The sequence below is a fragment of the Buttiauxella sp. BIGb0552 genome (assembly GCF_004366275.1).
Taxonomy (GTDB): domain Bacteria; phylum Pseudomonadota; class Gammaproteobacteria; order Enterobacterales; family Enterobacteriaceae; genus Buttiauxella; species Buttiauxella gaviniae.
The window spans coordinates 53,466-65,401 of sequence record NZ_SODY01000009.1 but is presented as its reverse complement, the minus strand read 5'-3'; the positions used below and the strand labels follow the sequence as shown (position 1 = coordinate 65,401).

Sequence of the window (11,936 nt, the reverse complement as noted above, 5' to 3'; positions counted from 1 at the left end):
TGGCAATCTTCACCGTACTCGCTGCGTAAAAGCAGTGCTGAAATGCTGACTGGAGATGACCAAAACCGTGGCAGACGAATCATCCCAGATGCGTTGCAGTTCCTGTGTAAACTTCTCTTCTGCCTCACCCTGCGAATGCGCCTCAACAAGCATCGCGATATCATCGTCTTCCCCGGAAACACGACCAGACACCAGATAGATGATTTCTGGGTTAAAGTTTGCAATTGGATCAGCTTTCTTAATCATGATGAGCTCCATAAAAGTTGTATCGCGGCCAGTCGTAAAATTTAACGTTCTTTGCTTTCTTCCAGCGTTTGTCTCCCGGCATCAGTCAGCTCAACACTGTGAAACAATGAATCCGCAACTTTCGTATCAGTTGTGAATTTGATGAGCCCTGACCTGAACAGAACCGGAATGCTTGAACAATTCATGCCTTCATAAACCCGGCTGAACACGTTATACCGCAGCTCCCGGCCCTTTTTTTTGCGCCCGTCCAGCTGGTACTTCGTACCCGACTTAATCCGTCTGAGCGTGTAAATCTGAGCCATTGTCAGTTTTTTGGGCATAGCATTAGGTCCTGAGGAAAGCCCCGCATGGTTTATGTGCGGGGTTAAATACAGTAGGGTGATTTATATCTAAACAATTCACACTTGCCTGGTTGTTCACCATGGAATTAAATTAACCCGAAATGGAAAAAACCTAATAGGGCATCAGAAAAAAAGTTACTTTTTTTTCACTGATGCCCAAAGGTAATTGAACAGGTTTAAATGTGAAATCCCGAGGGATAACATTAATAATGTGCCGATGTTTACTGGCAGTGACGAGATGAATAATCGAAACTTAAATACAAGTCGTGTGTTATTTCATTAATACCAGATAAAATACAGCCTCTATGAAATGACTTATTTGCTTTTGAACAAAAGCTAAATATTACCGCTTCTTCGCCTGGCGCACTGCTGCACTAATAATTTCTTCTTCTTTAAATCCTGTTACGTGAGCTAAACCTGCAACCATGATGTCGCCACCCCCTATTCGTTCCTGTGTTTCTTCGGCTGATAATGTTTCCCAGTCGTCGTACATTACTGAAAATGCTTCCACAGTCCTGAGTAACAACGCCCTTTTCTCAAAGCTAAGTCTCGCCATATGCTTTCCTTTTCTTCCAGCTCACTACCGTCACGACCAATACCTGCAACCCCAGGTTAAGATATTTTTCTTCCGTCTGCTTCCAGCACCCGGATTCCCGCCTCAGTAAGTTGCACATCACTCATACCTGTCGTGGTGAAAATGCACCTAATCAACCTGGCTGAATGCAGTCTCCTCGCCGTCCGGGAACACGTCTTACCGTCAGCATTCCAGCGGAACTGGTCGTGAGCCCCCCGTTCTATCTTCTCTCCGGCCTCCAGCCGTCTAAGAAGTTCCTTCTGAGTTCGCGTTAATTTCAACGCCACTCCTCCTCTTTTCAGTGTTTGCGGAATCGGTGCCTTACCAGTCGCCCCCCATAACCTTCAGCGTGGATGACTGCAACGCGGCGAGTTCATGGTTAGGGACTTCAGCCTCACCGGAATGTGTATCCCCAAGCACAAGACAAAACCCATCACCTCCCGAGGTATAAAATCGCGCATCAGGGAAATGCTCACGAATTTCTTTAAGCAATTTCGCCAGGTTATCAGCCGCACGATTAAAACGACTTTCAGCTCTCGGCATCGCGTCATCCAGCAACATATAGGCTGAATCGCCAGCAGCTATCCGCTGTTTAAGCTCATCGGTATCCATAAAATGCCCTGCCCCTCATTTCTGTTACTCATCCAAAATATTGGTTAGCCCGACAATCACAGATACTGCAATACCTCCGCTTAAAGGTAGATCTAAGTGGCTAATGGCATCTGCGTCTAAATCCCAATATAAGTAGGTCTTGAAACCGAAATAGATAATATACAAAATAGTGGGTACGAACCCCAGAGCAGCAGCAATCAAAGGTTTATTGAACTCCTTAATAAAAAAGGAAAATAAAATCATCTGTCCGATTACAACCATAAGTCCCGCTCGCCAGTAAAACCATTCTGATCTGATAATCGAATTATTCAATAAGACTGCCCAAATCGTCAGAATCGCTACCAGGGTTACTGCGTTAAGCGAAAGATACGTCAGCCCTTTCTTTAAATTTACAGACATTATTTAGCTATCCTCATTGGTTATATCCTGGCAAATCTATGATTTGACACCTTTGTAAATTACAGTCTGAATGCCTGATTCCTGTAGTCTGGCTACAACTTCAGCTTCAATGAGCATCGTGAAGCCATTAATTTCAAAACCTGCCGGAAGTTTCACGGGTAACTCGAGTTGCCTGACCCGTGCTTCTGCTTCATCGGCGCGTTTAAGCAGACTGTAATAATTACCCAGTCGACTTCGGGTCTGGCGTAATTCTCTCGCCAGGTCAGCGGGTAAATGCCCCAGCAGTGAGTTGTCGCGGTGCCGCTCAATCTCCTTAAGCTTCTCGTCAGAAAATGCAGATTTGGATTCGATTTTCTGCTGGTTCTCTTCCAGTTCTTCCACCCGAATCATCAACTGGTCTCGATCAGCAATCAGATATGCCACCTGCAACGGCGTTACTGTTCTTAAGTAAGCGGCCCATTCAGGAGGTAACCCTTCCAGCTTCGTGGTGGGGGCCTGTCGAATTGCCTCACGAAGCGTATTGTCAACGCCGTTTGCTGGAACGGTTGATGCTAATTCAACAGCATGCTTAACCTTCAGGTAAACGACCTGGGCCTCTTCCTGCGTCAATTCACGTTTGAGCTCAAATTCAACCGAGTCGAGGATAAGGCTTGCGTATCCCTCAAGTGAACTGAGCATCGCATTGGTGATAAAGCTGTCGTGTTCGCTAACCATGAGTCAACTCCTCACTCTGGGATGTCTTCACTCCGTTAATCGCCAGCAAAGACGCGACCAGTTGCGCGGTCATGCCGGGATCAGCTACTTCACCACGAGCCGTGGATTCCTGAATGAGTTGCGCACAATGCAGGCAATTATTGAGGTTTACTTTGTCCAGCGCATTCAGAACAGCCAGGGCGTTCTGAATGGAAGGAAGGGCTTTTTCAGAATCGGTATTATCTTCGTCATTGTCGAAAATAATATCCGTACCACAATTTATGTTGTCCTCAAGCCAGGACTCCATAATTTCTAACCCCTGAATAGTTGACTCTAATTTCATATCATCTTCCTGTTTGTTTAATTCGTTAACGTACTGAAAGTTATAAACCCTGCTGTTATTCCAAAAAGTAACTTTACGTCCGGGGCGCAGGACAGGCCATTAAGCCGGGGTTTCCCCCCGACTTATCAGCCTTCTACAAACGTGCTTTCATGATGCCTTTGGAGAGGTTGTTCGAACGTTCAACCAGCCCCAGAAACGTATTTTTGGCATGGCTGGAGCCACAATGAGACACATCACTGTAGGTATCGACAAGGCTTCCAATAAGGTGGCTCAGTTCTTGCGATAATTTGCGCGCTTCTGCCAGCTTGTCTTCACGTACCTTGTTGAGGTCGGATGGGGCTAATAAACGGTTGATATCAGCAATGGCAATGCTTGCACTCTCTTTAAAACTTGAAATTGGGTAACAGCCATCCAGTGGTAAAATACGGGCTAGCCACTTTGCGGTTTCCCGTGTGTACTCATAGTCACCCAAACGCTTCATCGTGCCTTTCATAATAATTGCCCTGTCGCTCTGCGATGGCGCTTTATAAATATTTTCACAGGACCGGGACACGTTGGTGAGCACCAGTTTGCACAGCTCAAGCATGTCCGTTGCGGACATTTCCACGGTTGGCAGAATCAGATCAGCTTTCAATAGCTTCGACTCATCTAACCAGCGTCCGTAACGAATACTTTGACCACTACGCCCCTCATTAGTAGAAGACTTGCAAACAAGACTGCTCTTATAATTTCCGTTGATATCAAACCAGGTCAAATCAAGAATGCAAAGGCCAGGGGGTGAGTCGAGACTAATGCAATATGCACCAGCATCAATTAAATCAGACACCATTTTTTGAAAGTTTTGTTTTGTAAAATTCATTTTCTCTACCCCGGCTGTTCAATATAAGTAAATCATACCAGGTGTTCGAAAATAGCTAATAGGGTATTGGAAATTATTTATAGATTTCTTTTGATAAATATAACTCCGGACTCAGGCTTTATTTATATTAATAACCACAGATAATCTGCCCGAATATTTTCTTCCCGAATGCATTCTGAATGAGTTTTCCCGGAGTGATCACAGGTACACGAGACCGCTTCACTCACCATGAAGCTGAAGCCTGCCCGGAGAGAGATACGTCAAAGCTGCCCCTCTCTCCGGCAACAGGGCCTGTCAGTTCGAACTCATCACACGTTGAATCCGTTTGAGCTCAGCACTCTTGCGGTGCCCGCTGATGATATTGGTGATGGAGTCAGTCGCGTTATTAAGTTGCGTATATGTCGGTACGGTTGAGTTTTTTAAGCGGTTGATTAACCACTCTTTGATAAATCGGTTCTGGCCTAAATAAACCAGATCAGCATCAGAAATATTATCGCCCACCCAAAACGCATAGCCTGGTCTCCAGGTCACAATCCTTAGTTTGGTGCCGCCCCGGAACTGACCGTAAATGGCGTACACGATGAGCGAAGCCAGGACCCCGCCAACGACAGCATCACCCATGTCATTGCCAAAGACGCATACGATTACAAGCACATAAAAGATAATCTGGGTAGTCAGATCCCATTGATACCACCCCTTTTCGAAGTGAGTGGCAGGAACTTTGCTGCGATAGCTGTCGACCGTATTGGTGATCATTGCAAGAGTGGTTTCAACTTCAGTATCTGTCGGTTTTTCGTGTTGCATATTCATCCCTTAACAGGTGTCATAATTTCACTCAATAATGAAGATCGGCCAGGGTTATGCATTATTGATAACCTGCCGGATACGTTTTTTTTCATAAATAATACGCTCGTCTCTGACCAGCCATTCGATTCGATACCCTTTCTCTGCGAGCAGGGTGTACGTCAAACGATGGGTTTCATTTAGCGTCCTGTTGAGCCAGTCCCGAATATGCACGTTCTCACTCAGGAGCAGGATATCAGCGTCCGAAATGATGTCGTTCCGCCAGAATTTTTCACCGGGTGTCACATGAATGAATCCATCCCCGGATTGCACCTGTTTGAAAACGTAATAACCCAGGACAGGTGCAGCGATAAGAAAGTACAGATGGACGTTAATAATTTCCCGCTCCGAGAAGCCCACGGCAAGACAAGCGGCGATCAGCGATACAGGAAGAAAACGGATACGGTATTTCTTTTTGGTGATATGTGTTGGTGGAACGGTATTACGGTAGCCATTCACGACCATATGGATTCGGTCCCTGATGGCCTTGCACTGCTGCTCTTCCGTCAGGTGGAATGGGATGACATCATTTGGAATTGCCTCAGGAGTGCTCATACTTTCTCCGTTATCAGGTTTAGAAATTCAATGGTACAACACAGGCCAGCCGCGCCTTTTCCGTTAGGAGACGATTTTGAGGGGCGACCCGTACCGACTCCCTGCCCGATCTCTTTCCATTACTGGACAGCGCCTTCTACAGGCTGATGGAATAAATCACTGGCGAAGCATTTTTGTGTAAACAGGTACAAATCACCGGAGGGTGAGAACATGCACAGGTTTTCTTCAATGCATTTCTCAAAATACGGGACGTCAGTGATCAGACGCTTCAGCCAGGCAAGCCGGGATACCAGTTTGGTAATGTGAAAGGGGTCATTTACAACCTGATGAATATTGGATGAGGACTTTTGCTTAAGTGACTGACAGGCCAGCCCGAAATACGCTTCTTCCGTACTCAGGCAACTTTTCCGCGCAATCACCTTAATAGGGTCAGGCAATTGTGAGTATTGTTGAAGATCAGCAATAGTAGACATGAGTTATTCCATCTCTGGGTTTGATAAAAAGATGCTAACTCATCTCGCAAAAATGCTAATAGGGTCAGAGGATATTTCTTTGGATATTTGAATTTGTGGCTCAGTCATTACCAAACCTTCGTACGGGGCAGAAATTAGATTTCGGCGGCAATATAAAAAGTTACTTTTCTTCGTTAAAAAATAAGGCAGAGATATTAAACTCTGCCTTTATTGACGGGTTCGTGATCCCTGCGTTGTCACCCTCGTAGTTCGATTCGCGGGTCTACGGTTAATGCATCCCATTGGGAGACAATCTGACGGTATTCGTCTTCTGATAATGAATCCCAACCCCTTTCTTTGTGGTGAAGACTACCATCAGTCTTGCTGTAACTGCCTCGCCAGCGCCAGACCACGGACTCGCCAGGCATGTAGGAATAGAGATACGTGCCATCCTCTGCTTTGAATGAGCCATTTTCTAATTCAGAAATTATAACTGCCGTCATGGTCTGAATTTCCTTAAAGATAGGGAGTGCTTTAATCTCTGCCCCCTGGTGCATTCATGCAAATTTTCTTCCGCTACACCACTGAAGCTGTAGCGGAAGAGCCTGAGCGGTCACATCCCAACGACAGTCACGCCAAAGGTATGACCCAGAACTTTAGCGGTAGTATCAACCAGAAGCTGAATATCATTGGCGGTCATGTCAGCTTCAACACGGATCTCGTGGTACTCACCCGCAGCTTTGGCACTTTCAATATCTTTGAAACGTTGAGCATCGTACAGACCCAGAGCTTTCATTTCTTCATCACGTTCTCTACACATTCTTTAGTCCTTAGTTAGATAGCCGGGATATTCCGGTGTTGCGTTAATTAGCGTTAATTCCTTTCCCGTTTGCGTTATACGGGAGCATCACAGCCAGAGTCGGCTGTTTGACCCAGCGATAGTTTATTGCGGATTAACAAACTGGCATTTCACGCCATTGTTTGCCTTTAGCACATTGACTACAGCATCGCTGATGGTGCAGACATCATTAACTGATACGTTAGACTCAACATCGACTGAATAAAGTTCGCCTGCATCCTCAGCCTCTGCACGGTTGGAGAAGCGAGTATTAAAAATGGTTATTGTGTTCATTACGTTCCCAATCAATCTGTTTCATCCCGTTTGTTGCCCTGACGAATCAGCCGTTCCGCCAGGGTTGATTATCAGTGAGCCGGTGGAGACTTCCGGGCCTGGGCACGTTTATCAACGAGGTGACCAAAGGCTGCGGTCACGACCAGGAAACCAACAACCCATGCGAAGATGACTGGGGTTGTCATATCTGCAAAGAAATCACTGAAGAAGTACAGACCAGCAATTAAAATTGCCGTAAAAATTAAACTCTGGACTAACGTGGGTAATTTGTTTTTCATTTGCTACTCCGGTTGTGTTTATCGGCCTTTATTAAATCACAGGGCTCCTCCCCTCAACTTTCGGTTAGATACGAAATACGGAGGGGTTGGCTGGTGGTTATTTTGAGTTATCGCAGTCCGCCTCTTCATGACATTTGATGATCACGCGGAGGTAAGATTTCAGCATCCGGCTGGCAATACCTTGCGGCTTCGGAAGTTCGTTATCCAGCCATTGAAAACCCGTAACAGAGCTGGTTGCCTGACGCTTATTGCCAGCCAGTAACCGCAGTTCCCACATCACACCATAAAGAGCATCCTTTTTACCTGCGGCGATACAGTCCCTGATATAGGCGAGTGTTTTCTGTCGGATGTACCGAAAATACTGCCGGGTTGCCGGGGACAGCCCGTTATGGTCTTCGACCCACTGAAGTCGGAGGTTGCAGACTGAAAAGATACCGTCAAGCATATGGTTCTTGTCGGAGATAACCGCAGAATCCTGCCGAACATTCTCCTCCTGTTGCAGTGCGCGGATAATCCATTCTCCGACTGCTGTCTGGTGCTCGATGTGAAGGTCAACAAGAAGCGCAAAACATGTCCAGAAACGTAGCTTCTTAACCGCTCCGCGAATCTTGCGTCCAGCCAGTAAACGATAATCGTGATCGGTCATGATTTTATGACGAGGGTCTGCCAGCATCGTTTGCAGGGGGATCGTGTCCGACAGCCCCATTCGCTGATAGAGCTGCCCACGCTGTGCCAGTCGATGGAACAGGCTCCCTTTACCTTTAGCCAGACTTACCACGCCGTAACGCAGGTAATACTGCGCTGCGCTGCATGGGGTAAACTCACCTGACTCAACACGCTGGCGGAGTTGATCATATTCATTCCAGATAATGAACGAAGCCGCATCTTCATCGACCATGACCTCATCCTCTTCAGCAAACGAAGCTACCATCATCTTTCCAGAGGGGGTGTTAATCGCCCTAGCTGCCCGAGCATCGTGCTCACCATCGAAATAGGCCATCACTGCCAGCGGATCACTGAGTCCGTCATGGCTGCGTGTTGCAATCGACCGTGGGATTCGCAACCAGTCAGCTTTGGGCAACGGGGTGCGCGGAACAGCCTCCATTTCAGGCTCATCATCAAGCAAATCAAGAATGCCCTCTTCCCAGACCTTTCTGTAGATGGCGACTGCGCGGAACGGCTCAGGGTTGAAGCAATGGATAGACCACAGGAAATCAACGTGGATGACGTTAGTTTCCTCAACAATACGGAACTGGGGTTTTGACATTCTTCGGTTGTGTGGTGTGTTTTCAATCGCCCCGGAAAGTAACTTTTCGCGCACGGCCTCAGCCCGTTTCGCTTCAGCGAAATCAAGTGAGCAGCAGACGTGAAAAAGACGCTCTGTCACCGCAGATGAAAATACGTCTGGCTGGAGTCGGATGTACCCTCCGGTAAACAACGTGCGCCCAATGTAGTTACGCTTGCTCCAGTCAAAGCGAATTTTAGTCAGATACCGTTGCAGCCGATTTAAACCTTCCTGATAGCCATAGCGGTCGGGATCGTTGGCAATCAGTGCCGTCATGGAGCGGTCTTCACTGACCGCCTGGCAGCTGAAGCAGCCAAACCGGGAGCCACATCCGTTCGATTTTGATGATGGTTTAGCACTCCAGACACACTCGCCCGTTGCATCTTTATAAAGCGTGGCAATGGCAAAATTGTTCTCCTGGAAGCTCGGAAGCAGAAAGTTTTTTGCTGACCCACTTTCCGTCAGGAATGACCAGACCTGCTGCGTAGTCCAGGATTTGATGGGATAAAGTTCGCCTCCTTCAGCAGTGTGAGTAACGGATGTCGCATCCCCACCCATTCTGGCGATGCTGGCGGCGCGGGATGAGCTTTCATCGTCACGGGAGCCAAGCATCAGGCAAACTTTCTTGCGGCAAACATCAGGAAGACCTTTAATGTATCGCGCTTTCGCTTTACGTAAGGGTGTGATTTTTAAATCGAAAGTACACTGCCTGGAGCCGGAATTGCTCCAGGTTGGCAAACCTCTTCCGGTCAGAATTCGGCCTACCCAGCCCTGCGTCATTGAGGGGGTTGCGACCAGAATAGTCACCGGCAGATTGTGCTTATCAATGAAGCTCTGTAGGTGTCCCAGTACGTTAGTCGCCAGGTAATGGATTTCCGGGTTCTCGACCTGCGTATTGCTCATCTGGATAAAGTGGTGCTGGCTGACGTTAGTACCATTGCGCACCGCTCTGACCAGCGCCATCAGGAAGAGATGGAGAACCACGGTGCTGTCCTTACCAGAGCTAAAACCAACGCTCATCGTCCAGCCATCCGTAATCGCTTTATAAATACCAGACGTGGCCTCGGTGATCAGAGTCGCCAAACTCACGGGTTCGTGTTTATCGGTATAATTCAGGTCAGTATCATTCGCGAGTGCATGCCAGACGGAATCCCATTTATCACCAGAAATAATATTCCGGGAATAGCTGGAATTAGCCTGTTGCATTACAGGGTCGTAAATATCAACTGCCGAGTTATCGGTAAACATAAAATCATTCCTGATTCAGACTGGAGATATAAAGATGATGACACACATATTTAAAAGGTTAATAACCCAGAAGGCAATTAATTTATCAATTAAATATAACTTGCGAACATTATTAAAGTTAGCGAACAATTATCATAATTATTAGCGAGAGAAACGGCGAAGTAATACGAAAGTTTCACAACTCAAGCATCATGATAATTATATGGCGCAGGTGTAATATTTAATATTTACGGGGAAACAGTTCACAATGTCTGAATACAGGGATAAGGCGCAATTTTCTTTATCAGGGTGCAACGGAACAGAAGCACCGAGCACTCAGGGCGTATCAAAAGTGACTTTCCCGTTTGCTAAATTCAGGACTCAGACACATCTGTCGATTGCTGCATCAGCTTCTTCAACAGTAATTGATTCTTTTAGCAATTCAAGGGCGTCTGGTTCCAGGCGTTCGAAATCCTGGCTCATATATTATACTCAAGTTAAGCTGGAGTGACCGAGGAAGCCTTATCAACTAAGGGTAAATGGGTTCCTCTGCAAGCAGAGAAACCCATTCAAAAAGGCGCTGTTGGCAACTGACATATTCAGCTTCAGATTGGCGGGGACGAATCCCCGCCGCTCAGCTACTTACCGGGTTCGTATGCCAATGTTGCAGCCACTTCTCTGTTACCGTCTTTAAAACGCAGTTCGCAGAGCTTACTGCGGGTTAAACCGGTGAATATCAGTAGTGTGAGACACACTATCAATAGGCACCAGATAACAGTTTGTCGTGGCTGTTTCATGTTCATGCTCCCTTGCATTTCTGCGGGTATGAAGCTACTGTGTAAGTGTCTAGTTTTCACAGGTGGCCTCGTTAAGTTAATTAAAATTAGCTTTTCGGGGCTTTCTGCTTTCTGCCACAGACAATCAGTGAAACAACTGGCTGGGGCAAAAGCCTCCAGCGCCGAGTTCATTATACCCCACCCTGCGATTTTCCTGACAACTAATCTGTACGAAACAACCGATTAACGACTGTTGCGGTAAGCATTGCTTCATCAAAAATTCAGGATGAGACTGCCGTTTGACTGCACCGGCAATCCGGCTGTAACGCCGGAATCCGGGCAGTTAAGCTTTATCATCGCCCTTGATCTGAGCGAGAGCTGCGGCATACACATCCTCTGCCTTAGGGATGTATTTTGCCAAAACTGCATACTCTGAAGGCGTAAGCGCATGGACTGCATGGAGACAACAACTGTCATTCTCTTCTGTGCTGGTCACGATAAGACCGTCATAATCCACACCATCCTCAGAAAAGGTCATGAGAATGTCCATAACCTTCCCCGAGGCTGATTCAGTCGCTTTGGAGGTCATCAGGAACTGTTGTTTACTGGAGCTTTCCCCGCTGTAATGCATCACTTCACACAGACTGTACTGAACCTGAGCTTCATGTGCCTCACGTTCAAGTCGGGCAAACTCCTCCCAATTGAGATAACGGATTCGGTCTTTTGAAACCATGATCAGTGTACCCGCGAATTCGTTAATTCTTGCGCTAGAGCAGGTATGAGCAGCACTGATTTCCACCAGATGAGGCAGATCCATCAGCTTGAGGAAGGTTTCTGTGAAGATAACCGCATGATTCAGGTCAATGTCCACTTCTGAGAAAATATTCAGCCCATCGCAATCAATTTCAGTGCCTAACTGAAGATATAACTCCTGTTCAACCCATGAATTATTTTCGTTGCCAGGGTATGAGCAGGTTTGCTCCATACAATATTCAACCAGTGCCATTACCAGTTTTTCCAGCAACGTTCTTTCAGCTTCTGGCTTATTCAAAAGAATATGTTTTTCTTCTTCGGTCGCACTGGAAACAAAATTAATTGCTTCAATTCCTAACATAGCCTGCTCTTTACTGCACGGGATTAAAAACGATGCTTCAGTATGATTATTGCGTAATTGCATCTGACTTGACTACCCGTTCGCATTTTACTTGACCACCGTTCGCAAGTTACCTGAGTATATCCAGCAAAATTATCATTGTTCCCCCGAGGAACCTGGGCACAAGAGCGAATGTGGCTGAACAGCCGTTCTGTGCCAATAGCGGAC

Annotated in this window: 18 protein-coding genes; all 18 read right to left on the bottom strand. The window is 46.7% G+C overall.

The genetic code is table 11. The features are described from left to right. Positions 1-9 precede the first annotated feature (9 nt). Positions 10-246, bottom strand: a complete 237-nt coding sequence (locus EDF88_RS22205; RefSeq protein WP_134187352.1) for a hypothetical protein — start codon at positions 244-246, stop codon at positions 10-12. A 41-nt stretch (positions 247-287) separates the two neighbouring features. Further along, entirely contained in the window at positions 288-566 is a 279-nt protein-coding gene (locus EDF88_RS22200; RefSeq protein ID WP_115632102.1) for a hypothetical protein, read from the bottom strand. 364 nt (positions 567-930) lie between these two features. Beyond that, on the bottom strand, positions 931-1,143 hold the full coding sequence (locus EDF88_RS22195; protein WP_134187350.1) for a hypothetical protein: 213 nt from the start codon (positions 1,141-1,143) through the stop codon (positions 931-933). 339 nt (positions 1,144-1,482) lie between these two features. Continuing rightward, on the bottom strand, positions 1,483-1,773 hold the full coding sequence (locus tag EDF88_RS22190; RefSeq protein ID WP_208326167.1) for a hypothetical protein: 291 nt from the start codon (positions 1,771-1,773) through the stop codon (positions 1,483-1,485). A 24-nt stretch (positions 1,774-1,797) separates the two neighbouring features. Continuing rightward, entirely contained in the window at positions 1,798-2,172 is a 375-nt protein-coding gene (locus EDF88_RS22185; protein ID WP_134187348.1) for a hypothetical protein, read from the bottom strand. A 36-nt stretch (positions 2,173-2,208) separates the two neighbouring features. Then, positions 2,209-2,886 (bottom strand): hypothetical protein, encoded by a 678-nt coding sequence (locus EDF88_RS22180; RefSeq protein WP_134187346.1) that lies wholly within the window; start codon positions 2,884-2,886, stop codon positions 2,209-2,211. Then, the gene (locus tag EDF88_RS25100) at positions 2,879-3,208 is read right to left on the bottom strand and encodes a DUF957 domain-containing protein (protein ID WP_115632097.1); all 330 of its coding nucleotides are present in this window, start codon (positions 3,206-3,208) and stop codon (positions 2,879-2,881) included. The genes EDF88_RS22180 and EDF88_RS25100 overlap by 8 nt, the downstream gene beginning before the upstream one ends. A 133-nt stretch (positions 3,209-3,341) precedes the next feature. Further along, positions 3,342-4,067 carry a hypothetical protein gene (locus tag EDF88_RS22170; protein WP_134187344.1) on the bottom strand — a complete coding sequence of 242 codons (726 nt, stop codon included), beginning with the start codon at positions 4,065-4,067 and terminating at the stop codon, positions 3,342-3,344. 294 nt (positions 4,068-4,361) lie between these two features. Then, positions 4,362-4,871 carry a hypothetical protein gene (locus tag EDF88_RS22165; protein ID WP_134187342.1) on the bottom strand — a complete coding sequence of 170 codons (510 nt, stop codon included), beginning with the start codon at positions 4,869-4,871 and terminating at the stop codon, positions 4,362-4,364. A 54-nt stretch (positions 4,872-4,925) separates the two neighbouring features. Beyond that, a complete protein-coding gene (locus EDF88_RS22160) occupies positions 4,926-5,465 on the bottom strand; it encodes a hypothetical protein (protein ID WP_134187340.1) in 540 nt (179 codons plus the stop codon). Between the two features lie 119 nt (positions 5,466-5,584). Continuing rightward, positions 5,585-5,938, bottom strand: coding sequence for a hypothetical protein (locus EDF88_RS22155; protein WP_134187338.1), 354 nt, complete (start codon positions 5,936-5,938; stop codon positions 5,585-5,587). Between the two features lie 236 nt (positions 5,939-6,174). Then, entirely contained in the window at positions 6,175-6,420 is a 246-nt protein-coding gene (locus tag EDF88_RS22150) for a hypothetical protein (protein WP_134187336.1), read from the bottom strand. A 110-nt stretch (positions 6,421-6,530) separates the two neighbouring features. Then, on the bottom strand, positions 6,531-6,737 hold the full coding sequence (locus tag EDF88_RS22145; protein ID WP_115632091.1) for a hypothetical protein: 207 nt from the start codon (positions 6,735-6,737) through the stop codon (positions 6,531-6,533). Between the two features lie 123 nt (positions 6,738-6,860). After that, positions 6,861-7,049: a hypothetical protein gene (locus EDF88_RS22140; RefSeq protein ID WP_115632090.1), complete on the bottom strand. Its 189-nt coding sequence runs from the start codon at positions 7,047-7,049 to the stop codon at positions 6,861-6,863. A gap of 71 nt (positions 7,050-7,120) precedes the next feature. After that, the gene (locus EDF88_RS22135; protein WP_115632089.1) at positions 7,121-7,327 is read right to left on the bottom strand and encodes a hypothetical protein; all 207 of its coding nucleotides are present in this window, start codon (positions 7,325-7,327) and stop codon (positions 7,121-7,123) included. 97 nt (positions 7,328-7,424) lie between these two features. Continuing rightward, the gene (locus EDF88_RS22130; protein ID WP_134187333.1) at positions 7,425-9,860 is read right to left on the bottom strand and encodes a phosphoadenosine phosphosulfate reductase family protein; all 2,436 of its coding nucleotides are present in this window, start codon (positions 9,858-9,860) and stop codon (positions 7,425-7,427) included. A 617-nt stretch (positions 9,861-10,477) separates the two neighbouring features. Next, positions 10,478-10,636, bottom strand: coding sequence for a type I toxin-antitoxin system Hok family toxin (locus EDF88_RS22125; RefSeq protein ID WP_115632182.1), 159 nt, complete (start codon positions 10,634-10,636; stop codon positions 10,478-10,480). Positions 10,637-10,958: 322 nt separating this feature from the next. Further along, on the bottom strand, positions 10,959-11,729 hold the full coding sequence (locus tag EDF88_RS22120; RefSeq protein WP_134187331.1) for a hypothetical protein: 771 nt from the start codon (positions 11,727-11,729) through the stop codon (positions 10,959-10,961). Between the last annotated feature and the right edge of the window lie 207 nt (positions 11,730-11,936).